Genomic DNA, 24,068 nt, shown 5'->3' with positions numbered 1-24,068 from the left:
TAAGGACTAGTTAGTTTGAAACAGAGAATAATAACAGCACTAATTTTAGCTCCCCTGGTTATTTTAGGCATTTTTAAATTACCGCTAATGGGCTTTATTGCCGCTTTAACTGCAATAACGCTATTAGGTTTTTGGGAGTGGACTCAGTTTACAGGAAGCAACTCTCGCATTGCTGCCCTTGTGCCGGCAATCATTATTACCGGACTTAGTTTTCTATACATCTCGCCTGATGCATATAGCCTCAATCACTTAACGACACCTCATTATGTCGTCTTGGGTATTGGTTTTGTTTGGTGGATTATTGCTAGCTTAATGGCGATTACTTACCCCAAAACGACGAAATCTTGGCAAAGTAATTTTGTTTTACGTCATGTATTTGGTTTTCTGACATTAATCCCATTCCTTTGGAGTGTGATTATTCTCAGAGCGTATGACATCACTGTAGATCCATACCACGGCGCAAAGCTTGTGTTGTACGTTTGTTTCTTGGTATGGGCTGCAGATAGCGGCGCCTACTTTGCAGGCAAAAGCTTAGGCAAACGTAAGATGGCTCCTCATGTAAGCCCCAATAAAACCATTGAAGGGCTAATTGGTGGCATTATCACGGCATTAATCGTAGCGTGGGCATTTGCTGATTGGTTCGATATCCAGTTCACTAGCCCTGTCCATATGGTGCTGATTACGCTGGTTACTGTCGTTATTTCAGTGCTTGGTGATCTGGTTGAAAGTATGTTCAAACGTGTCTCAGGCATTAAAGACAGCAGTAACATTATCCCAGGGCACGGTGGTGTGCTAGATCGTATCGACAGCCTAACCGCAGCATTCCCAGTTTTTGCTCTTCTTTACTACGTATTCTAATTTATCAGGAGCGGCGTCGTCGCTCCTGAGCTTTCTAACGGTCTTACAACATGCAAAAGTTAACGATTCTTGGTGCTACTGGATCAATTGGTGCAAGCACGCTTAAAGTGGTCGAACAAAACCCAGATCTGTTTTCTGTCGTTGCCTTAGCGGCAAGCACTAACGTTGAAAAGATGATCGGTCTATGTCGTCAGTGGCAACCTAAATATGCGGTCATGGCAGATAAAGCTGCGGCGTCTCAACTTCAAGCTGAGCTACACTCGGTTTCGCCAGGTACCGAAGTGCTAGGTGGTGTTGATGCGCTATGCCATATTGCTTCGCTGGACGAGGTCGACAGTGTAATGGCTGCTATTGTAGGAGCAGCCGGCTTATTGCCTACCATGGCTGCCGTGAAAGCAGGTAAGCGAGTCTTGTTGGCAAATAAAGAAGCACTTGTAATGTCAGGCCAGCTATTTATTGATGCCGTTGAAGAATTTGGCGCAGAGCTACTTCCCGTCGACAGTGAACACAACGCCATTTTCCAATGTTTACCACAGCAAGTACAAACCAATCTAGGTCGTTGCAATTTACAAGAACATGGCATTTCTCATATTTTGTTGACTGGATCTGGTGGTCCTTTCCGTTACACTGACATCGCAGAACTGGAGCAGGTGACACCCGCGCAGGCGATTGCTCATCCAAACTGGTCGATGGGGCCAAAAATTTCTGTTGATTCTGCCACGATGATGAACAAAGGCCTTGAGTATATCGAAGCTAAGTGGCTATTTAATGCTGCTCGCGAACAACTGAAGGTGGTTATTCATCCTCAATCGGTAATTCATTCTATGGTTCAGTATCGTGATGGTTCGGTCTTGGCACAAATGGGAGAAGCGGATATGGCGACGCCAATTGCGCTCACCATGTCATACCCGTCAAGAGTGGAAGCTGGGGTTAAGCCGCTAGACTTCACGAAAGTTGGTGAGCTGACGTTTTTGCAGCCTGATTTTGCTCGTTACCCATGTTTAAAACTCGCAATTGATGCCTGTTATGAAGGTCAACACGCAACAACAGCATTGAATGCAGCTAATGAAGTCGCTGTTGATGCATTTTTAAATAACAGACTAGGTTTTACCGATATTGCTCGCATCAATGAGTCTGTGTTGAATAAAATCAACGCAAGCTGCAAAGCTGAGAATGCGAATAGCTTGGAAAGCTTGCTCGAGCTAGATAGAATGGCACGAACTATTGCCCTAGAAACCATACGCGAGCGTAGCTGATGACTGGTATATTGTGGAATCTCATTTCTTTTATCGTCGCACTGGGCATTCTTGTTGCCGTGCACGAATTTGGGCATTTTTGGGTTGCTCGCCGTTGCGGCGTTAAAGTTGAAAAGTTTTCAATCGGTTTCGGCAAGTCTATTTGGAGTAAAGTAGGCAAAGACGGAACGGAGTACAGCATCTCAATGATCCCTCTCGGCGGCTATGTGAAAATGGTTGATAGCCGTGTCGATGAGGTGCCAGAACATGAGAAGCACCTAGCGTTTGATAAGAAGCCGTTATGGAAGCGAACCTCTATTGTTGCGGCTGGCCCCATCTTTAATTTTCTTTTCGCAATTTTTGCCTATTGGCTGGTATTTCTAATTGGTATCCCGGCTGTTAAGCCTGTAATTGGTGAAGTTACGCCCAATTCGATTGTTGCGGAAGCTGGAATTGAATCTGGAATGGAACTTAAATCGATATCTGGTATCAAAACTCCGGATTGGGAATCAGTAAATATGGGATTGATTTCTCATATTGGCGATGATTTGATGACGGTAACACTAACGTCAGCGAATGAAGTTGGTTCAGAAGTAACGAAAACGCTCGATTTACGTGAGTGGAAGTTCGACCCAGAAACTCAGTCAGCGATGCAGTCGTTAGGTTTTACTCCGTATACACCGGAGGTGTATCGAGTTATTGAGCAGGTCTCGCAAGGTGGAGCGGCGGAAAAAGCTGGTGTGCTTCCAGGTGATGAGGTTGTCGCAATTGGTCAACAACGCGTAACCGAATGGAAGCAAGTGGTTGAAGCGGTTCGTTCTAATCCTGATACACCGCTTGAATTGACGGTGTTACGTCAGGGTTATGAGCAAACATTGACGCTGACGCCCGGTAGCCGTGAGCTAGCTAACAAAGAAGTCGTTGGTTTTGCAGGTATTGCACCTAAAGTCGCAGAATGGCCAGAAAGTTATCGCTTCGATCTTCAGTTTGGTGTATTCGAGTCAATAGGTAAAGCAGTAGACAAAACTGGCCAAGTCATTGGTTTGACAATCAGCATGCTTAAGAAGCTTATTGTTGGAGACGTTGGTCTGAATAATCTGAGTGGACCAATATCAATAGCCAAAGGCGCAGGCGCGACAGCAGATTATGGTTTGGTCTACTTTTTAGGTTTTCTCGCTCTAATTAGTGTTAACCTAGGTATTATTAATCTCGTTCCTTTACCAATGTTGGATGGCGGTCATTTGTTGTTTTTTGCAATTGAAGCAGTCATTCGACGTCCTGTTCCTGAGAAAGTGCAGGAAATGGGCTTTAGAATTGGTGGTGCGATCATCTTCTCGCTCATGGCGTTAGCGCTATTTAATGATTTTACTCGTCTGTGATAGTTCAGAGACAAAAGCAGTAGCAAGGAATAATTAGAACAAGTATGGCGATTAAGCGAATTCTATTTGCAAGTTTACTGGCGACCAGTGTATCTGCAAATGGAGCAGAGAACTTCGTAGTTCAAGATATTGAAATCGATGGATTGCAGCGTGTAGCACTGGGTGCTGCATTGTTGAAAATGCCTGTACGTGTCGGTGATACCATTGGCCAAGGCGATGTTGCAGAAATTATCCGCGCCCTGTATGCATCTGGTAACTTTGAAGATGTGAAAGTGTTGCGTGACGGTGGTGTTCTGATGGTTCAAGTCAAAGAACGTCCTACCATTGCAAGCATCTCTTTTTCAGGTAACAAAGCAATCAAGGACGAGCAGCTACAAGAAAACCTGAACGCGTCTGGCGTTCGTGAAGGTGAAGCGCTTGACCGCACCACGCTAAGCAACATTGAAAAAGGCTTAGAAGACTTTTACTACAGCGTAGGTAAATACAACGCAACAGTAAAAGCGGTGGTGACTCCACTACCACGTAATCGTTCTGATCTTAAGTTTGTCTTTACTGAAGGTGTGTCGGCAAAAATTCAGCAAATCAACTTTATCGGTAATGAAGTGTTCAGTGATGAAGAACTGCTTTCGCGCTTTAACTTAAATGTTGATGTGCCGTGGTGGAATTTCCTTTCTGATGAAAAGTATCAAAAGCAAGTTCTTGCAGGTGATATTGAAGCACTCAAATCATTCTACCTGGATCGTGGTTACTTAAAATTTAACGTTGATTCGACACAAGTTGCAATCTCTCCTGACAAGAAAGGGGTATACATTACTCTTGGTCTAGAAGAGGGCGAGGTTTACACCGTTAAGGACGTGAAGTTCCGTGGTGATTTGATTGGTGAGGAAGCGACGTTCGAAAGACTTGTGCCATTTGAAGACAATGAGACATACAACGGCTCGTTGGTGACTTCAATGGAAGAAGGGATTAAGCGTGTGCTTGGTGAGTCCGGTTATGCTTATCCTCAAGTGAATACCATTCCAGAGTTTGACGACGAGAATCAAGAAGTTTCTTTGGTCGTTAACGTAGACCCGGGTAACCGAATTTATGTTCGTGATATTCGCTTCACGGGTAATAACTCAACCAAAGATGAAGTCCTTCGTCGTGAAATGCGTCAGATGGAAGGCAGTTGGTTGAACTCGAAATCGATTGAAACGGGTAAAACTCGTCTAAATCGTTTGGGCTACTTTGAAAATGTTGAAGTACAGACGGTTCGAGTTCCTGGTAGTGATGATCAAGTTGACCTAGTTTACTCTGTCAAAGAAGCAAACTCTGGTAGTGTTAACTTCGGTGTTGGCTACGGTACAGAATCGGGTGTGAGCTTCCAGGTTGGCCTGCAACAAGATAACTTTATTGGTAGCGGTAACCGTGTTGGTATCAACGCGATGATGAATGACTACCAGAAAAACATCAGTCTAGATTACCGTGATCCGTACTGGAACTTAGACGGTGTAAGCTTAGGTGGTAAGGTTTTCTATAACGAATTTGAAGCTAAAGAAGCCAATATCGTTGACTATACCAACGAAAGCTATGGCGCGAGCTTAACGTGGGGCTTCCCATTCGATGAGTTGAACCGTTTTGAATTCGGTGTCGGTTATACGCACAACAAGATCGGTAACTTATCGCCTTACTTGCAGGTAGAGCAGTTCTTACGAGCACAAGCAGACAACATTGATTCTAGTGGAGCGTTGAACACAAACGACTTCGACTTCAATATCTCTTGGACACGTAATAACTTAAACCGTGGCTATTTCCCAACAGCAGGTAACCATCAACGTGCATTCTATAAAATGACCGTACCTGGCTCTGACGTTCAATATTTCAAAATGCAGTACGATGTTCGTCAGTATGTGCCATTGACTAAAAAGCACGAGTTTACCCTCTTGTTCCGTGGCCGCTTAGGTTACGGTAATGGTTACGGTCAAACGGATGGTAACGATAACTTGTTCCCATTCTACGAAAACTACTACGCAGGTGGCTTTACATCGCTTCGTGGCTTTGGCTCAAACTCTGTTGGTCCTAAAGCGGTTTACCGTGATACATCTGGTTCAAACAATGGCGCAGATACAGCAACAGATGACTCTGTTGGTGGTAACGCCGTAGCGCTAGCAAGTGTTGAGTTGATTGTCCCAACACCATTTGCATCAGAAGAAGTACAAAACCAAATTCGTACCAGTATCTTCTTTGATATGGCAAGTGTTTGGGATACGGAGTTTGACTACCGCGATTCAGGTGCGGAATATGGTGACCGTTACTACTACGATTACTCAGATCCAACCAACTACCGCTCTTCTTACGGTGCGGCGTTGCAGTGGATGTCTCCAATGGGGCCACTAGTATTCTCACTAGCGAAACCAATTAAGAAATTTGATGGCGATGATGAAGAGTTCTTCACATTCACTATCGGTAGAACTTTCTAAAGAGGAAAATATTTTGAATAAAATGATCAAAGCGGCTGGGATTGGCCTTCTTGCACTGAGCTCTTCAATGTTTGCAAATGCGGCAGAAGCTGCACAGAAAATTGCTTACGTAAATACAGCTCAAGTTTTTCAAGCTCTTCCTCAACGTGAAGTTGTACTACAAAAAATGCAGAAAGACTTCAAAAGCAAAGCTGATGAACTGAAGTCAATCCAAGCACAAGCTAAAACAAAGATTGAGAAGCTACAACGTGACGGCGAGCTTTTGGGTCAAGACGAAGTTGAAAAGCTACGTATCGATATCGCGAAGCTCGACAGCGAGTACAAAGTGAAAGCACAAGCACTTGAAAAAGCAAGTGCGCGTCGTGAAGCTGAAGAAAAAGCGAAGCTTTTCAAAACGATTCAAGATGCAGTTAAGAAAGTCGCAGACAAAAATGGTTACGATCTTGTGATTGATATCTCTGCTTTGCAGTACGGCAAGCCAGAATACAATATCTCTGAAGACGTAATTAAAGCTCTAAAATAAGAAGTTATGAAGACATTAACATTAGCCGAATTGGCGACAATTACCGGGGGTGAGCTGTTTGGTGACGAGTCTCTCGTTGTAAGCCGTGTTGCTCCAATGGATAAAGCACAAGAAGGTGACGTAACCTTCTTGTCTAACCCAAAATACGCAAAACACCTTTCTGAGTGCCAAGCTACCGTTGTTATGGTAAAGGCTGAGCATAAAGATCAATGCGTTGGAAATGCGCTAGTGGTTTCAGACCCTTATGTCGCATTTGCTCGTGTGGTCCAAGCGATGGATACCACACCAAAACCGGCAGACGATATTGCACCAAGTGCTGTGATTGCCGCTGACGTTAAGATGGGTGAGAACGTTACAATCGGCGCTAACGCTGTGATTGAAACGGGCGTGGAACTCGGCGACAACGTAAGTGTTGGTGCTGGTTGTTTTATCGGTAAGAACGCCAAGCTAGGGAATAACACCAAGCTTTGGGCTAATGTCACTATCTACCATGAAGTGTCATTGGGTGATGACTGTCTCGTTCAATCGGGTACCGTCATTGGCTCTGATGGCTTCGGTTACGCGAATGACAAAGGCGAGTGGATTAAAATTCCTCAGCTTGGTTCAGTGCGTATCGGTAACCGCGTTGAGATTGGTGCTTGTACTACGATTGACCGCGGTGCACTCGAAGATACTATCATTGAAGACAATGTCATTCTGGATAACCAACTTCAAATCGCGCACAACGTGCAGATCGGATATGGTACCGTGATGCCTGGTGGTACTATTGTCGCGGGCAGTACAAAAATTGGTAAGTACTGCCAGATTGGCGGCGCGTCTGTTCTGAATGGCCATATCACTATCGCAGATGGTGTGGCGATTACAGGTATGGGCATGGTAATGCGCAGTATCGAAGAAAAAGGCCTTTACTCATCAGGTATCCCACTACAAACGAACAGAGAGTGGCGTAAGACCGCAACTCGAGTTCACCGTATTGATGAGATGAATAAGCGCCTAAAAGCGGTTGAAAAACAGCTGGAACAGAAAGAAGAAATTTAGAACAAGTTATCTTTCGCTCTGTATTTAACACGAAGGCTAACAAGTTCTAGTTCCATATTCTGTAAGAAGACTCGCGAAATGCGGGTCTTTTTCTTCTATAATGACGCGCTCTAAGTAGATTTAACTCCAAGATGGTGCGTATTTTGCTAGTATATTGCAAAGCGATTCGGCTTTACGACCTGTTGCCACGTTTGCCATCTTGGCGGCAAAAAATTGATATAGGAAGACGACTTTGACTACTGAAAAGAAAACGATGAACATCTCTGAAATTCAAGAGCTACTACCTCATCGCTACCCATTCTTATTGATCGACCGAGTGATAGACTTCCAAGAAGAGAAGTACCTTCACGCGATTAAAAACGTGTCGGTTAACGAACCTCAGTTCACAGGTCACTTTCCTCAACTACCAGTATTCCCAGGTGTTTTGATTTTAGAAGCAATGGCTCAGGCAACAGGCTTACTTGCATTTAAATCATTTGGTGCACCAACAGAAAATGAACTGTACTACTTTGCAAGCGTAGACGGCGCGAAATTCCGTAAACCAGTGGTTCCGGGCGACCAATTGGTTATTGAGGTAGAATTTCTGAAAGAACGTCGCGGCATTGCTGCATTTAGCGGTGTAGCAAAAGTTGACGGCGAAGTGGTATGTTCTGCAGAACTGAAGTGTGCTCGTCGAGAGTTTTAATATGATTCATGAAACCGCTAAAATCCACCCGGCAGCGGTGGTAGAAGAGGGCGCCAAAATTGGTGCTAACGTAACAGTAGGTCCTTTTACGTACATCACCTCTACGGTTGAAATTGGTGAAGGCACAGAAGTGATGTCTCACGTTGTGATCAAAGGTCACACAACTATTGGCAAAGATAACCGTATTTTCCCACATGCTGTCATTGGTGAAGAAAACCAAGACAAAAAATACGGTGGTGAAGACACAACTGTGGTTATCGGTGACCGTAACGTCATTCGTGAAGCGGTCCAAGTTCACCGCGGCACAGTGCAAGACAAAGCAACCACGATCATTGGTGATGACAACTTATTGTGTGTTAATGCACACGTTGCGCATGATGTTGTTATTGGTAACCACACTCATATCGGTAATAACTCGATTCTTGGTGGTCACGTTACTGTTGATGACTATGCCGGTGTGATGGCACTGTCTGCGATTCATCCGTTTTGTACAGTGGGCGCTTACGCATACATTGGCGGCTGTTCAGCTGTGGTGCAAGATGTCCCAGCTTATGTACTCGCGCAAGGTAACCACGCTACTCCATTCGGCTTGAACCTTGTTGGCTTGAAGCGTAATGGCTTTGAGAAACCAGAGATTCGTGCGCTACAAAAAGCGTATAAAGAAATCTACCGTTCAGGTAAGACGCTAGAAGAAGTGAAGCCTATTCTGGCTGAAATGGCTCAAGAGTGGCCGGCTGTGAAGCGTTTCTCAGATATTCTGGAAACGACGGAACGTGGCATTATTCGTTAATTGGCGAATGAACCAATAAATAAAAAGATCGTGACCAAATTTGAGGTTACGATCTTTTTGTGTTTTATGGATAAGGCAAACCGTTATCCATAGCGCACAGGAAAAATAGCGAAGTAGATATGGAAAGACCATTACGTATTGGCATCATTGCCGGAGAATTGTCTGGCGATACGCTAGGTGAAGGCTTTATCAAAGCAGTAAAGCAACAATATCCAGACGCAGAGTTCGTAGGCATTGGTGGTCCGAAAATGATAGCCCAAGGTTGCGAGTCTCTGTTTGATATGGAAGAGCTTGCGGTGATGGGATTAGTCGAGGTTTTAGGCCGCTTACCGAGACTTCTTAAAGTGAAAGCTGAGCTCGTTCAGTATTTTACTCAGAATCCGCCTGATGTTTTCATCGGGATCGATGCTCCTGACTTCAACTTACGCCTGGAGCTTGACCTCAAGCAAGCGGGCATTAAAACCGTTCATTACGTGAGTCCGTCTGTTTGGGCTTGGCGTCAGAAGCGCATCTTTAAAATAGAAGCGGCAACGAACTTGGTGCTAGCATTTCTTCCGTTTGAGAAAGCGTTCTACGACAAATTTAATGTACCTTGCGAGTTCATTGGTCATACCTTGGCTGATGCCATCCCACTAGAATCAGAACAAGCGCCTGCACGTGAGTTGCTTGGTTTAGAACAAGATAAAAAGTGGCTTGCTGTCCTGCCAGGCAGTCGTGGTAGCGAGTTAAAAATGCTCTCAGAGCCATTTATTGAAACCTGCAAGTTACTCCATAAAAAATTTCCAGAACTGGGGTTTGTTGTCGCGCTTGTTAATCAAAAACGCCGTGAGCAGTTTGAACAAGCATGGAAAGAGCTAGCGCCAGAGTTGGACTTCAAGTTAGTTGATGACACCGCACGCAACGTCATCACCGCATCCGATGCCGTGATGTTGGCCTCCGGTACCGTAGCGTTGGAGTGTATGCTTCTCAAGCGTCCAATGGTGGTGGGTTATCGTGTGAATGCATTTACTGCTTTCTTAGCTAAACGTCTATTGAAAACGAAGTATGTGTCATTGCCGAATATCTTGGCGGATGATGAGCTCGTCAAAGAATATCTACAAGATGAGTGCACACCAGACAATTTGTTTACTGAGGTTTCTCGCTTATTGGAAAGCGACAATAAACCGATGTTAGATAAGTTTACGGAAATGCATCATTGGATCCGTAAAGATGCGGATCAACAAGCCGCAAACGCGGTTCTAAAACTGATTGAAAAATAGAGATTTATCATGGCTGTTAAACCAAAAGCGACCAAAACCAAAGTTGAACTCCCTCCGTTTGAATATCCGCAAGGTTACCAGCTTGTGGCCGGAGTCGACGAGGTAGGACGTGGCCCTTTGGTGGGAGACGTCGTCACCGCTGCGGTTATCCTTGATCCTCACAATCCTATTGAAGGGTTGAACGATTCGAAAAAATTGACCGAAAAGAAACGCATGGCGTTGCTTCCTGAAATCAAAGAAAAAGCATTGGCGTGGGCGGTCGGGCGTTGTTCTCCTGAAGAAATCGATCAACTGAATATTTTGCAGGCGACTATGGTTGCGATGCAGCGTGCAGTGGCGGGGTTACAGGTTCAACCTGATTTGGTGTTGATTGATGGTAACCGTTGTCCGGAGCTGCCAATGGATGCTCAAGCTGTAGTAAAAGGCGATCTACGTGTTGCCGAAATCAGTGCGGCGTCAATTATTGCCAAAGTCGTGCGTGACCAAGAGATGGAAGAGTTGGATAAACTTCATCCACAATTTGGCTTCGCGAAGCACAAAGGTTACCCAACTAAAGCGCACTTTGAAGCGATTGAGCAACACGGAGTGATCAGTGAACACCGCAAGAGTTTCAAGCCAGTAAAAAAAGCGTTAGGCATAGAATAATCAAACGATCTAATTGGTGTTATAAACCCAACCTCTTTAGGTTAGAATCCCCAACAAAATAGAGTTACACGGTACCTGTTAATGTCAGATCCCAAATTCATCCACCTGCGTGTTCATAGTGACTTCTCGATGGTGGATGGCCTCAACAAAGTTCCGCCAATCGTAAAGAAAGTTGCTGAGCTCGGTATGCCCGCAATGGCGTTGACCGACTTTACCAACCTATGTGGTTTGGTGAAGTTTTACGGTACGGCGCATGGCAGTGGTGTTAAACCGATCATTGGTGCTGACTTTAAAATGCAGTCGGACGAGTTTGGTGAAGAGCTGACACAAGTGACTTTGCTTGCGGCGGATAATGTAGGTTATAAGAACCTGACGTTATTGATATCAAAAGCGTACTTACGTGGACATGTTCAACACCACCCTGTGATTGATAAAGCCTGGTTGGCTGAAATGTCTGAAGGCTTGATTGTATTATCCGGCGGTAAAAGCGGGGAAATTGGTCGCGGCCTTTTGAAAGGCAACCGTCAAATAGTGCAGGGGTGTGTTGATTTTTATAAACAGCATTTTCCAGATCGCTTTTATCTTGAGCTACTTCGTACCGGTCGTCCAGATGAAGAAACTTATCTTCACTTTGCGGTTGAATTGGCAGAGCAGCAAGACTTGCCAGTAGTGGCGACCAATGAAGTTGTATTCCTGAGTCCAGACCTATTTGATGCTCATGAAATACGCGTAGCGATTCACGATGGTTACACATTAGAAGATCCGCGTAGGCCAAAAAACTACAGTCCGCAGCAATATCTTCGTACAGAAGAAGAAATGTGTGAGCTGTTTGCTGATATTCCTGAAGCGTTAGAAAACAGTGTCGAGATAGCGAAGCGTTGTAACGTGACTGTGCGCTTAGGTGAGTACTTCCTACCAGCTTTCCCAACCGAAGGGATGAAAGAGACTGAGTTCCTAGTCATGAAATCCCGAGAGGGGTTGGAAGAGCGTTTAGAGTTCCTATTTCCAGATGAGGAAGAGAGAAAACGTCGCCGCCCTGAATATGATGAACGTCTTCAGATAGAGCTAGATGTTATCAACCAAATGGGATTTCCTGGTTACTTCTTGATCGTAATGGAGTTCATCCAGTGGTCAAAAGATAATGGAATTCCTGTCGGTCCTGGACGTGGTTCCGGTGCTGGTTCTTTGGTGGCTTACGCACTAAAAATCACCGATCTGGATCCACTAGAATACGACTTGCTGTTCGAACGTTTCTTGAACCCAGAACGTGTTTCGATGCCCGATTTCGACGTCGATTTCTGTATGGATAAACGTGACCAGGTTATTGACCACGTTGCGGAAATGTACGGTCGTGACGCGGTGTCTCAGATCATCACGTTTGGTACCATGGCGGCAAAAGCGGTAATCCGTGACGTTGGCCGCGTATTGGGCCACCCATTTGGTTTTGTTGATCGTATTTCAAAGCTGATCCCGCCCGATCCAGGTATGACGCTAGATAAAGCGTTTAAAGCTGAACCTGCACTACCTGAATTGTATGAGGCCGATGAGGAAGTTAAAGAACTCATCGACATGTGTCATATTTTGGAAGGCTGTACGCGAAACGCCGGTAAACACGCTGGTGGTGTTGTAATTTCACCTACAACAATTACCGATTTTGCGCCAATTTATGCAGACGCTGAAGGTCACTTTCCGGTTACTCAATTTGATAAAAACGATGTTGAGACCGCTGGCCTAGTTAAGTTTGACTTCTTAGGTTTACGTACCTTAACCATTATTGACTGGGCGTTAGGGCTGATTAACCCACGCCTAGAGCGAGAAGGTAAAGAACCGGTTCAAATTGAATCCATACCGTTAGAAGACCCCGCCTCTTTCCGTTTGTTGCAAAACTCTGAAACGACAGCAGTATTCCAGCTTGAATCTCGAGGCATGAAAGAGCTGATCAAACGACTTCAGCCAGACTGTTTCGAAGACATCATCGCATTGGTAGCACTCTTCCGTCCGGGTCCTTTGCAATCGGGCATGGTAGATAACTTTATCGACCGTAAACATGGTCGAGAAGCGATCTCTTATCCAGATGAAAAGTGGCAACACGAGTCGCTAAAAGAGACGCTAGATCCAACCTACGGCATCATCCTGTACCAAGAGCAGGTAATGCAGATTGCGCAGATCTTAGCAGGTTACACGCTAGGTGGTGCGGACATGCTTCGTCGTGCAATGGGTAAGAAAAAGCCAGAAGAGATGGCAAAACAACGTGCTATCTTTGAAGAAGGTGCGATAAAGAACGGTATCGATGGCGAGTTGGCGATGAAAATCTTCGACTTGGTAGAGAAGTTCGCCGGTTATGGTTTTAACAAATCGCACTCTGCTGCTTATGCATTGGTTTCTTATCAGACTCTTTGGCTGAAAACACATTACCCTGCCGAATTTATGGCTGCGGTAATGACAGCCGATATGGATAACACGGAAAAAGTCGTTGGCTTGGTCGATGAGTGTTTCCGTATGAAGCTCACCGTGCTGCCACCAGACATCAACTCTGGCTTATATCGCTTTAATGTTGATGAAAATGGCGCAATTGTTTACGGTATTGGTGCGATAAAAGGGGTAGGTGAGGGTCCTATCGATGCGATTCTTGAGGCGAGAAATAAAGGTGGTCACTTTAAAGACCTATTTGATTTCTGTGCTCGAGTTGATCTAAAACGCGTCAATAAACGAGTGATAGAGAAGCTGATTTACGCGGGCGCGTTGGATCGACTAGGCCCACACCGCGCGGCGATGATGGCGTCACTCAATGATGCGGTAAAAGCAGCAAGTCAACATCACCAAGCTGAAGCGTTTGGTCAAACGGATATGTTTGGTGTGCTAACGGATGCACCTGAAGAAGTAGAGCATAAGTATACGCAGGTTCCGCCTTGGCCAGAAAAAGTGTGGTTAGAGGGCGAGCGTGATACCCTAGGTCTATATTTGACAGGGCACCCAATTAACGCCTACGTAAAGGAACTAAACAAATACACCAGTTGTCGACTAAAAGACGCAACGCCCACTCGCCGCGACCAATCTGTCACGGTGGCAGGTCTGGTTATTGCCGCTCGTGTAATGACGACTAAGCGTGGTACACGAATTGGCATTATGACACTGGATGACCGAAGTGGTCGCATGGAAGTGATGTTGTTCTCAGATGCACTGGATCGATACGCTGAACTTCTCGAAAAAGACAGAATTTTGGTCGTTTCTGGACAGGTCAGCTTTGATGACTTCAACGGTGGCCTTAAAATGTCGGCGCGTGAAGTTATGGATCTCGGCAGTGCGCGCGAGAAATACGCTCGTGGTTTGTCGGTATCGATAGATGCAAATCAGATCAACGATCAGTTTTTTGAGCAGTTCAGCCGTATTTTAGAACCGCACAAAGCCGGAACCGTACCCGTCAATGTATACTACCAGCGTGCCGACGCCAGAGCGCGGTTAACATTGGGCACCGAGTGGCGAGTTACGCCAAGTGATACATTACTCGACGATTTAAAACAGTTGCTTGGCAAAAGCCAGGTAGAACTCGAATTTAACTAAAAATTCAGCGCAATATGTTAGACGCTGAGTAAACAAGGATTCATAGATGAGCCTAAACTTTCTTGAATTTGAAAAGCCAATTGCAGAACTAGAAGCGAAAATTGAAGCATTACGTGATGTCTCTCGTCACGGTGGTGATTCTGCGATTGACCTGGATAAAGAAATCGAACAGCTTGAGAAGAAAAGCTTAGAGCTGAAGAAAAAAACCTTCAGTGACCTAGGTGCATGGGAAACAGCTCAACTGGCTCGTCACCCACTACGTCCTTACACGCTGGATTACATCCAACACGCTTTTGAGGAGTTTGATGAATTAGCGGGTGACCGCGCGTTTGCAGACGACAAAGCGATTGTGGGTGGCATGGCTCGCCTTGAAGGCCGCCCTGTGATGATCATTGGTCACCAAAAAGGTCGTGAGACCAAAGAAAAGGTGAAACGTAACTTTGGTATGCCGAAACCAGAAGGCTACCGTAAGGCTCTACGCTTGATGGAAATGGCAGAGCGTTTCAACATGCCGATCATCACATTTATTGACACGGCTGGCGCATACCCAGGTGTGGGCGCAGAAGAACGTGGTCAATCTGAAGCTATCGCGAAAAACCTAAAAGTGATGTCTGGTCTTAAAGTACCAGTAATCTGTAACGTTGTCGGTGAAGGCGGTTCTGGTGGTGCATTAGCAATCGGTGTAGGCGACTACGTGAACATGCTTCAGTACTCTACGTACTCAGTAATTTCTCCTGAGGGTTGTGCTTCAATCTTATGGCGTGATTCAGACAAAGCGCCACAAGCGGCAGAGGCAATGGGTCTAACTGCTCCGCGTCTTAAAGAGCTTGAACTGATCGACGAAATCATTGAAGAGCCACTAGGCGGCGCTCATCGCGATCATGTTCAAATGGCAGCGAATATGAAAGCGACATTACTTCGTCAGCTAGAAGATCTAGAACAATTGGATGAAGAGGCGCTACGTGAGCGTCGTTACCAGCGTCTAATGAGCTACGGTTACTGTTAATTTCGGTGATTGCTATTAAGCGTTAGCTGATATCTCAAGTGATAACAGTTAAAATAGAAAGGGTTGGATGAGAGTCCAGCCCTTTTTTGTACCTATCGGATCGCTTATGGAATCGCTTTACCCGCATTTTGCTCAAGTTCTCGACCGCTACTATCAATTAGGCACTAAGGTTGTCTTGGCGTTTAGCGGAGGAGTGGATTCACGTCTTTTACTCGAATTACTCAGTCGCTACCAACAAGCGCACTTTGTAGAGTGTCACGCTGTGTATGTGCACCATGGTTTAAGCTCGAATGCCGATAATTGGGCCGATAAATGCTTACTTTGGGCACAACAAGTGGGGATATCGTGCTCGATTGAGCGAGTGAGCTTAGACATCAGCAATGGTGAAAGTATTGAACTTCTTGCTCGTGAAGCTCGCTACCAAGCCTTAACTAAGTACATTCAAGAAGGCGATATACTGTTGACTGGTCAACATGCCGACGATCAAATAGAGACTTTTCTCCTTGCTCTTAAGCGCGGTAGCGGGCCAAAAGGGTTATCTTCGATGGCGGAGAGTATGCCGTTTTCTTGCGGATCTCTAGTTCGACCATTGCTTACTATCAAGCGGAAGACCATCGAAGACGCCGCTACTAAATTAGGCTTGGAGTGGGTGGAAGACGAAAGCAATCAAGATACCCGTTATGATCGTAACTTTCTTCGTCATTGTGTTGTTCCTGAATTGTCTGGTCGTTGGCCGAGTATCCATCAAGCGGTTCAGCGCAGTGCAAGCTTATGTGCTCAACAAGAAGCGCTATTGGATGAACTATTGAGCGCGGTGTTTGAACGCGCTTTACAAACGGATCTAAGTTTGAGTATTGAAGAACTGGCTAAGCACAGTGAATTAGCACGTGCGCGCTTGATTCGTATGTGGCTAGCTAAGCTTAATACTAGTATGCCGACTCAGGTACAACTCAATCTTATCTGGAATGAAGTGGCATTAGCTCAGCAAGATGCCAACCCCAAACTACAACTTAAACAAGGTGAAGTGCGCCGTTTTCGAAATCGTCTCTATTGGGTAACGGACACGGCTGATGTCACTAAGTGGCAAAGTACGATTCAGGTTGATGCGACTTTGTCGCTGCCTGAGGGACTCGGGGAGCTGACCTTAACGACGAGTTCTAGTAACGCAACGATTGCGCTACCGAGTCAGCCAGAATTGCTTCGCGTGACCTTCAATCCGGAAGGTTTATCAGCGCATCCAACCACGCGTAATCACAGTCGAAAACTGAAGAAGTTATTCCAAGAATACAATGTGCCAAGCTGGCTGCGTCGTCAAATTCCGATTTTAATGTACCAAGACCGAGTCGTTGCTGTGGCAGATCTGTTCGTTGATCAGGCGTTTAATGGTCAAGATTGTGAACTTATTTGGCGCAGGTAATGAAAATTCATGCCACAATGTCGATTATAAAATATAAAAATCCTTAAATAATAATTGATTAGGTGAAGCAATGAAGAAAACAATCATGGGTGCAATGGTGGCGTTAACCATGTTTAGTGGGCAAGCTCTAGCTGCGGGAGATGCTACAGCAGGTCAAGCAAAGTCGGGAGTATGCGCGGCGTGTCATGGCGCTGATGGTATTGCTGTCATTCCGGGTTACCCAAATCTGAAAGGGCAAAATGAGCAATATATTATCAGTTCAATTAAAGCTTATAAAAATAAAGAGCGAACAGGTGGGCTTGCTGCTGTGATGCAAGCTCAAGCTTCATTGTTGTCTGATGAAGATATCGCTAACCTAGCGGCTTACTACGCAAGTTTGAAGTAAACGCGAGTCTGAAAAAGCTTGGACGATTGGGCATTGAGCAGTCCTCACTGGGGTTTTATCAACTCACGATATTCGCTATGTTAATTTGCTCAATCTGGATTTTCGCTGGTGGATCAGAGACAAACATTGAATGTTGCGAAACGCTAAACGATAATAAGCGCAATCGATTGAAGCTTAAGGGATGAACATGAAAAAAATTGAAGCGATTATCAAGCCATTTAAACTGGATGATGTTCGAGAAGCGCTAGCTGAAGTTGGCATTACAGGGATGACCGTCTCTGAAGTGAAAGGCTTTGGTCGCCAAAAAGGTCACACCGAGCTTTACCGTGGTGCAGAGTACATGGTGGACTTTCTACCTAAAGTGAAGCTCGAAATCGTTGTAACGGAAGATGTGGCTGATAAATGCGTAGAGACAATCATTGAAACCGCGCAAACTGGTAAGATTGGTGATGGTAAAATATTTGTCACTGATATTGAGCGTGTGGTTCGTATTCGTACTGGTGAAGAAGACGAAGACGCGATCTAAGGTTTCTTGTCACCTGTTTCGTATTTATTATGCTAAAAGGGAGCCAAGTGGCTCCTTTTTTGTTGTTTGCTTATTAGTGAAATCATTTAACCCGAGATTTGTTGTTCTAGATTTTGGGTGCCTACATTCAGGTTTGTCGTATGTTTAAGCGTTTTTTTCTGGCGTTAGCTTTTCTCGTAATGGCGGTATTGGTTGGCTTCCAGGTTATTTTCACCGTACCAGATCAGCCGCAAATTATTACTCAAACAGGTACCGAGCTGACACAAGATATCAGGTGCATCGAATTTAGCGATTCAAAAGCTCTCGATCATGACGGCAAAATCAATGTGCTTGTCTGGAATATCTACAAACAGAACCGGGCTAATTGGCAACGTGCACTCGATGAGTTTTCTGCTGATAAGCAGTTACTGTTATTGCAAGAAGCCAGCATGACACCATCATTTAAACAGTGGTTGGTGGATGGTCGCTGGGTTAGTAATCAAGTGAGTGCTTTTAAGGCGCTGGGTAGCGGTGCCGGTGTAATTAGTATTGCTCAAGGGCAACCAGAAAAAGCCTGCGCTTACACCTCTAAAGAGCCGTGGCTTCGCTTACCTAAGTCTGCATTATATAGCCAGTATCACTTGAGTAATGGCGAGAAACTCGCAGTGGTGAATGTACATGCGATTAACTTCACCGTGGGTACAAAAGAGTATGTATCTCAGTTAACGGCGCTTGAAATGCTTTTAAAGCATCATGTGGGGCCAATTCTATTTGCTGGAGACTTCAATAGCTGGAGTGAATCTCGCGTTAATGCGATGAGGCAGGCCTTAAAGGCTGCGGACTTACAAGAGGTGACGTTCTTGCCGGATCATCGAGTCCAATTTATAACAGGGTTACCACTGGACCATGTGTTTTACCGAGGTCTGACGCTTAAGTACGCAAAAGCGCCGCAGAGCGACGCTTCCGATCATAACCCATTGTTATTGTCATTTACGTTAAATGACTAGCTTAGGTTACCACAATATAAAGTGCCCAAATAACGTAGAAGAATACCCATGGCAGGCTTGCAATCACCAAAGCTTGGCCACGTTCAAACTCCGTCCACGTCAGTACAACGCCGTAGCCGAGCACAATGTACCAAGGCAGAAGCAAAGGTAACGAGCTAGCGAAATGAGACCATTCGTTAGTAAGAGGCAGCTTTAATAGACCATTGAGGCTATTTAAATCGGCAGCGTAAGTCATTACCTGACCATGCTTGAGTAGCAAGCTCGCGTAGCTTGCTACATCGCCCAATACTGCTGGGAATAAGATAGCACACGATGCGGCAAACCATTTCCAGTAACCGTATTGTTGTTTGCTTGCCTTTGTTGCAAGAAAGAACCAAAGCGCGAGCAATATTAAGGTGGCAAAGCGGTTGAATACATCATTGATGATCGCGCTTGCCATTAGCGTGTTTGGTTCTAATAGCTCAATCTGCTTCGGGTCGATTTGCTGAAATTGCGCAGCAAGTTGGTCACTGAGCCACGTGAAATCGACATTCGAAAAGTAAGCACCCCAGAATAAAAACGGACTAAGCATCAGGAAGATGAACGGTTGCCATCCCCATCCACCGCGTTGATAAAGCGCGAGAAAACAAGATGTTGGAGAACGAAAAATGTCCAACAGCATCACAAGTGGATTGCTTGATGGGTTCATACACTTACCTTCGTTACGTCAACGTACAACTTAAGCTTTTGACCTGGTTGTAAGTATTTTTTCTTGTGTAGCGAGTTCCATTTCACGATGTCGTTCGTTTTTACTTTGAACTTGCTTGCAATGCCGCTAATGGTGTCGCCAGAGCGAACGTTGTAGAAAACGGTACGGATCACAGAACCTTTGTCTGAGTCCTTCCAAATCACTAGCTTTTGACCCACACGCAATGGATCTTTAGGGCCCATACCATTCCATTTAGCTAACGATTTATACGACACTTTATTGTTACGTGCGATTGACCACAAACTTTCTCCAGACTGAACGACATGGGTGAGCTTGAGTTGACCACGAGCACGAGATTGAGTCTTGTTTAATCGGTTTTGTGCCGTTAATGCATATTTTGCATCGTCTTTTGTTGATGTCGGAATCAATAGGTATTGACCAATACGAATGTTGTTATTCGATAGGCCGTTGGCACGTCGAATGACTTTCGTGGTTGTGCCGTATTTATTAGCTAGCACGCTTAAAGAGTCACCAGATTTCACCTTGTAGCGAGCGACCTTCATCCCTTTACCGCGATTTTTCTCCACCTTGGTGAGAAAAGTCTCTTTTTTCTCTACGGGAATCAAAAGTTGGTGCGGCCCCTCAGGCGCTGTCGACCACTGGTTGTATGCTGGGTTGTAACTCTGCAACTCTTTTACGCTAATGCCGGCATAATCTGCGGCAATAGCCAGATCTAACTGCTCTTCTGGATCAACAAGCGTTAGAACAGGCTTGTTTGGAATTGCAGGAATATTAAGTCCGTACTTGTCTTGGTTTGCGATAACGTCAGCCAAGGCCAATAGCTTAGGAACGTAACTGCTGGTCTCTTTTGGTAAGTCTAATGAGAAGAAATCGATAGGTTTACCGAGCTTTTTATTCTTACGAATTGCGCTAGAAACTCGGCCTCCACCGCTGTTATAAGCGGCGATTGCATGTTCCCAGTTACCATCAAAACGCTCGTTTAGTTGTACTAGGTAGTCCAGCGCTGCATCCGTTGCTGCTGCCACATCTCTGCGACCGTCATACCAGTAGTTTTGCTCTAGTCCCATCATTTTTCCGGTGCCAGGGACAAATTGCCACAACCCAGCCGCGCTACCATGTGAGTAGGCAAAGGCATCGAATGAACTTTCCACTACAGGAAGTAATGCAAGCTCCATTGGGAGTCCGCGCTCTTCGATACGTTTTGTGATCATGTATAAAAAAGGAGTCGCACGCTTAGATACCGTGTAAAGGTGATTTGGGTGCTTTAAATACCACGTACGGTAGTAGTCCACTTTCTTGTGGTTTGGGATATCCATGTCCAGCTGCATGGCGATACGTTGCCACACATCTTCTTGTTCTTGGGGGGAGAGAACTTTAGGCGCGTCGTTAGCGGATTTTTTTGCTAGTGACGATTTATTGCCCGGTTGAGCTTTTACTGCATTTTGCTTTGCAGTCTGCTCAGATTTATTGGTTTCTGGTGTAGAAGACGTTGAATCTGACTGAGTCAATTGACAGCCAGATAATAACAACGCCAACGCCCAAGTATACTTCAAACGCATGGATTCAGCCTATTTAGGGCCTGTTTATCTTCACCTGCCTGTCGCGCAACGTAATGTGCGTGGCAGTCGCAAGATAATAGACATCTTTTAAACACTAACTAATTTATAGAGGCAAAGAGCTTCTAATTATGCAATGGGGAGAAATTCAAATAGATTTATATCAACCCCAAACGTAAGAGAAGCGCCAGTGGCGCTTCTCGAAAAATCAGTCCCTGATAATACTGGGGTCTTGCAAACTTACAAGCAGAAAATGGTTAAAATTCGTTCTTCCACTCGCGTAAAGCAGTAAAAACCGAGCATGGATCGCTATTTTTAATACGACTAGCAACAGATTGAACCACGTCAGGGTTAGAGGTTCGCAAGAACGGATTAATCCACTTTTCTTTGCGTATTGTTGTTGGAAGTGTCGGAATGTTGAGTGCTCGCAGTCGGTTTACATCGTCGCGATATTGGCGAAGTTGCTCATTGTCAGGTTCAACCGCTAGAGCAAACGCCACGTTACTCGCCGTGTATTCATGTGCGCAGAAGACTTGAGTTTCTTCTGGTAGAGACGTTAGTTTGCTCAGTGATTCAAACATTTGCTCAGGTGTACCTTCAAAAATACGACCGCAGCCAGCAGAAAAGAGCACATCACCGCAAAACAGTTTTCCGTCCCCAACGTAACCGATATGGCCCAAAGTATGACCGGGTAACCCAAGTACTAAGAAAATCTCACCAAACAACTCTAGCTTGTCGCCTTCTTCCATTGGTGTCGTTAGGGTTGGAATTGGCTCTGATTTTGGGCCCACAACGGCGACGTTAGGAAATGCACGCACTAAGTCTGGAACGCCACCAATGTGATCGTTGTGGTGGTGCGTAATTAAAATCGCTTCTAAAGTTAATTCGTTAGCCTGCAGAAATTCTAATACTGGCTTCGCATCGCCCGGATCAACGACTGCGCAGCGCTTATCGCTATTTTGTATCAGCCAGATGTAATTATCATTAAATGCGGGTATGCTTTTGATCTCTAACACGATTCGTTCTCCGTCACCCATTTTAGTCAGGTGGTTAATGAAACCAGCACTCAGCAACAAAACTATACCACACCCGTCGACTTGGTCAGCAATGAACAACGGTCCGTGGGTGCTTGAGTCAATCCAGACCCGACTTGATGAATGGTGCCCGAAACTCTTCGGCTACCATATGCTCAAACTGGGCGGGTTGAGCTGTGAGCTAACCAGCTGTAATTGTAACATTCAACACCAAGTCAACGTAGATATCCAGAACCCGTTGCATAATGTGATTGCAGATGGTTACGAATTACCCTTTTTGGAAAAAAGCTTTGATGTTGTGATACTCGCTCATCAGCTCGACTATGCAAGCGATCCACACCGTTTGTTGCGTGAAGTCGATAGAGTGATGATGGATGATGGCTATGTAATTATTACTGGATTCAACCCATTAAGCTTGACTGGATTAGCGAGTTTGCTTCCATGGCGTAAACATAATTTGCCTTGGAGTGGACGAATGTTTACGTCGAACCGCATCAAAGATTGGTTAGGGTTACTTAATTATCAAGTGATTCATTGTGATCGTTATGCGCTGTTTCCGATGAAACGTTACCGTACGATGTGGACATGGTTGGAAAATAGTCTTGGTGATTGGGCATCACCCGTTGGGAGTTTGTATTACATAGTCGCGCGGAAACGGACATACCCTCTCAAGCCTATCAAACCGCATTGGCGCTTGAAGAAAAAGCTCACACCACTTGGGGTGATGAATCGAGAGGGTAACACTATGAGGAAAGAATCTCGCTAAGAGGGTTGGTAACCTGTATCTTCCTCAGTTGGGTTTTCTGCGGCAGTCCGGGCTAGCTCATCACACATTTCGTTCTCACGATGGCCCGCGTGGCCTTTTACCCAATGCCATTCAACTTGATGGCGTGCGGTTTCTTTGTCTAGAGCTTGCCATAAATCGGCATTCTTCACGGGTTTTTTATCCGCTGTTTTCCAACCACGCTTCTTCCAGTTATGGATCCACTGAGTAATACCTTGGCGCACATATTGGCTGTCAGTCGTTAAAGTGACTTTACAAGGTTGTTTTAACGTCTGTAGCGCGACGACAGCCGCCAACATTTCCATGCGGTTGTTGGTAGTTAACGTATAGCCTTTGGAAAGTGTCTTTTCTACGTCTTTGTAACGCAATACTATGCCGTAACCACCTGGTCCTGGGTTACCTAAACAAGAACCGTCAGTGAAAATCTCAACGTGTTTGGTCATATTTTTTGGTACTATTAGCCGAAACATTTAATAAAGCATAGTCTGACATACATAACCTTATGAATACCAGCAGCAATTCTGAATATAACCGCATTGTCGTTCTCGATACCGAAACCACAGGTATGAACCGCGAGGGTGGTCCTCACTACATGGGACACCGCATTATTGAAATCGGTGCCGTGGAGATCATCAACCGTAAGCTGACTGGTCGTCACTTCCACGTTTATTTAAAACCCGATCGTGAAATCCAACCAGAAGCGGTTGAAGTTCACGGTATTACGGATGAATTCTTGGTTGATAAACCGGAATACGCGAGCGTGCACCAAGAGTTTCTTGAGTTTATTAAAGGCGCAGAACTTGTTGCCCACAACGCGCCCTTCGATACCGGCTTTATGGATTACGAGTTTGGCATGCTCGATCCTAACATCGGCAAAACGGACGACTACTGCAAGGTGACCGACACCCTTGCTATGGCGAAGAAAATCTTCCCTGGTAAGCGAAACAACCTTGATATCTTATGTGAACGTTACGGTATTGATAACTCGCACCGTACTCTCCACGGAGCTTTGCTCGATGCGGAGATTCTAGCCGACGTTTACCTCTTTATGACGGGTGGTCAAACGAGTCTAGAATTTAACGCGAATAAACAAGAGGGTGGAGTAGAAACCATTCGTCGTATTGAAGGAAGAAAAGCGCTAAAGGTTTTGCGCGCAAGTGCCGATGAACTAGAAGCTCACCAAAAAAGATTAGAGTTGGTGAACGACTGTATTTGGCATCAATAGGAGAAGCT

Annotated in this window: 22 protein-coding genes; 18 read left to right on the top strand and 4 right to left on the bottom strand. The window is 45.2% G+C overall.

Annotated elements, in window-relative coordinates; genetic code table 11:
* The first annotated feature begins 15 nt into the window (after nt 1-15).
* The 16 genes from R7190_RS22760 to R7190_RS22685 all read left to right on the top strand — a co-directional run bounded on the left by R7190_RS22760 (nt 16) and on the right by R7190_RS22685 (nt 18,752).
* The gene (locus R7190_RS22760) at nt 16-858 is read left to right on the top strand and encodes a phosphatidate cytidylyltransferase (protein WP_005385351.1); all 843 of its coding nucleotides are present in this window, start codon (nt 16-18) and stop codon (nt 856-858) included.
* Nucleotides 859-908: 50 nt separating this feature from the next.
* Nucleotides 909-2,114, top strand: coding sequence for a 1-deoxy-D-xylulose-5-phosphate reductoisomerase (gene ispC, locus R7190_RS22755; RefSeq protein ID WP_005385353.1), 1,206 nt, complete (start codon nt 909-911; stop codon nt 2,112-2,114).
* On the top strand, nt 2,114-3,472 hold the full coding sequence (gene rseP, locus R7190_RS22750; protein ID WP_017820751.1) for a sigma E protease regulator RseP: 1,359 nt from the start codon (nt 2,114-2,116) through the stop codon (nt 3,470-3,472). Before ispC ends, rseP begins: the two co-directional genes overlap by 1 nt.
* Before the next feature lie 44 nt (nt 3,473-3,516).
* Nucleotides 3,517-5,931, top strand: coding sequence for an outer membrane protein assembly factor BamA (bamA, locus tag R7190_RS22745; protein ID WP_005391802.1), 2,415 nt, complete (start codon nt 3,517-3,519; stop codon nt 5,929-5,931).
* A 13-nt stretch (nt 5,932-5,944) separates the two neighbouring features.
* On the top strand, nt 5,945-6,454 hold the full coding sequence (locus tag R7190_RS22740) for an OmpH family outer membrane protein (RefSeq protein ID WP_165935368.1): 510 nt from the start codon (nt 5,945-5,947) through the stop codon (nt 6,452-6,454).
* A gap of 6 nt (nt 6,455-6,460) precedes the next feature.
* Nucleotides 6,461-7,492 carry a UDP-3-O-(3-hydroxymyristoyl)glucosamine N-acyltransferase gene (gene lpxD / locus R7190_RS22735; protein ID WP_005380347.1) on the top strand — a complete coding sequence of 344 codons (1,032 nt, stop codon included), beginning with the start codon at nt 6,461-6,463 and terminating at the stop codon, nt 7,490-7,492.
* 232 nt (nt 7,493-7,724) lie between these two features.
* A complete protein-coding gene (gene fabZ, locus R7190_RS22730) occupies nt 7,725-8,177 on the top strand; it encodes a 3-hydroxyacyl-ACP dehydratase FabZ (protein ID WP_005380349.1) in 453 nt (150 codons plus the stop codon).
* 1 nt (nt 8,178) lies between these two features.
* Complete coding sequence (lpxA, locus tag R7190_RS22725; RefSeq protein WP_005380357.1) at nt 8,179-8,967, top strand: acyl-ACP--UDP-N-acetylglucosamine O-acyltransferase; 789 nt, start codon at nt 8,179-8,181, stop codon at nt 8,965-8,967.
* A 119-nt stretch (nt 8,968-9,086) separates the two neighbouring features.
* The gene (gene lpxB / locus R7190_RS22720; RefSeq protein ID WP_017636041.1) at nt 9,087-10,226 is read left to right on the top strand and encodes a lipid-A-disaccharide synthase; all 1,140 of its coding nucleotides are present in this window, start codon (nt 9,087-9,089) and stop codon (nt 10,224-10,226) included.
* A 9-nt stretch (nt 10,227-10,235) separates the two neighbouring features.
* A complete protein-coding gene (gene rnhB, locus R7190_RS22715) occupies nt 10,236-10,871 on the top strand; it encodes a ribonuclease HII (RefSeq protein ID WP_085570097.1) in 636 nt (211 codons plus the stop codon).
* A gap of 81 nt (nt 10,872-10,952) precedes the next feature.
* Entirely contained in the window at nt 10,953-14,432 is a 3,480-nt protein-coding gene (gene dnaE, locus R7190_RS22710; protein ID WP_005385364.1) for a DNA polymerase III subunit alpha, read from the top strand.
* A 46-nt stretch (nt 14,433-14,478) separates the two neighbouring features.
* A complete protein-coding gene (gene accA / locus R7190_RS22705) occupies nt 14,479-15,438 on the top strand; it encodes an acetyl-CoA carboxylase carboxyl transferase subunit alpha (protein WP_054577592.1) in 960 nt (319 codons plus the stop codon).
* A 106-nt stretch (nt 15,439-15,544) separates the two neighbouring features.
* A complete protein-coding gene (gene tilS / locus R7190_RS22700) occupies nt 15,545-16,855 on the top strand; it encodes a tRNA lysidine(34) synthetase TilS (RefSeq protein WP_054577593.1) in 1,311 nt (436 codons plus the stop codon).
* Nucleotides 16,856-16,925: 70 nt separating this feature from the next.
* Nucleotides 16,926-17,240, top strand: coding sequence for a c-type cytochrome (locus R7190_RS22695; protein ID WP_005391816.1), 315 nt, complete (start codon nt 16,926-16,928; stop codon nt 17,238-17,240).
* 187 nt (nt 17,241-17,427) lie between these two features.
* A complete protein-coding gene (glnB, locus tag R7190_RS22690) occupies nt 17,428-17,766 on the top strand; it encodes a nitrogen regulatory protein P-II (protein WP_005380372.1) in 339 nt (112 codons plus the stop codon).
* A gap of 140 nt (nt 17,767-17,906) precedes the next feature.
* Nucleotides 17,907-18,752, top strand: a complete 846-nt coding sequence (locus R7190_RS22685; protein WP_033905505.1) for an endonuclease/exonuclease/phosphatase family protein — start codon at nt 17,907-17,909, stop codon at nt 18,750-18,752.
* A gap of 1 nt (nt 18,753) precedes the next feature.
* Here R7190_RS22685 and R7190_RS22680 read toward each other — a convergent pair whose 3' ends face one another.
* From R7190_RS22680 to gloB, 3 genes are all read right to left on the bottom strand, one after another.
* Nucleotides 18,754-19,440: a YIP1 family protein gene (locus R7190_RS22680; protein ID WP_033905504.1), complete on the bottom strand. Its 687-nt coding sequence runs from the start codon at nt 19,438-19,440 to the stop codon at nt 18,754-18,756.
* Nucleotides 19,437-21,020: a LysM peptidoglycan-binding domain-containing protein gene (locus tag R7190_RS22675; protein WP_017820746.1), complete on the bottom strand. Its 1,584-nt coding sequence runs from the start codon at nt 21,018-21,020 to the stop codon at nt 19,437-19,439. The genes R7190_RS22680 and R7190_RS22675 overlap by 4 nt, the downstream gene beginning before the upstream one ends.
* Nucleotides 21,021-21,274: 254 nt before the next feature.
* Entirely contained in the window at nt 21,275-22,033 is a 759-nt protein-coding gene (gloB, locus tag R7190_RS22670) for a hydroxyacylglutathione hydrolase (RefSeq protein WP_005380380.1), read from the bottom strand.
* Nucleotides 22,034-22,070: 37 nt separating this feature from the next.
* On the opposite strand from gloB, the gene R7190_RS22665 reads away from it, so the two are divergent.
* Nucleotides 22,071-22,817 (top strand): class I SAM-dependent methyltransferase, encoded by a 747-nt coding sequence (locus tag R7190_RS22665; protein ID WP_167415388.1) that lies wholly within the window; start codon nt 22,071-22,073, stop codon nt 22,815-22,817.
* Here R7190_RS22665 and rnhA read toward each other — a convergent pair.
* Nucleotides 22,814-23,278 carry a ribonuclease HI gene (gene rnhA / locus R7190_RS22660; protein ID WP_005380384.1) on the bottom strand — a complete coding sequence of 155 codons (465 nt, stop codon included), beginning with the start codon at nt 23,276-23,278 and terminating at the stop codon, nt 22,814-22,816. The two genes, R7190_RS22665 and rnhA, sit on opposite strands and share 4 nt — an antisense overlap.
* 59 nt (nt 23,279-23,337) lie before the next feature.
* On the opposite strand from rnhA, the gene dnaQ reads away from it, so the two are divergent.
* Nucleotides 23,338-24,060, top strand: coding sequence for a DNA polymerase III subunit epsilon (gene dnaQ / locus R7190_RS22655; protein WP_005380385.1), 723 nt, complete (start codon nt 23,338-23,340; stop codon nt 24,058-24,060).
* The last annotated feature ends 8 nt before the right edge of the window (nt 24,061-24,068 follow it).

The organism is Vibrio sp. 1078-1 (genome assembly GCF_033340475.1).
This window is presented reverse-complemented; position numbering and strand designations above follow the sequence as displayed.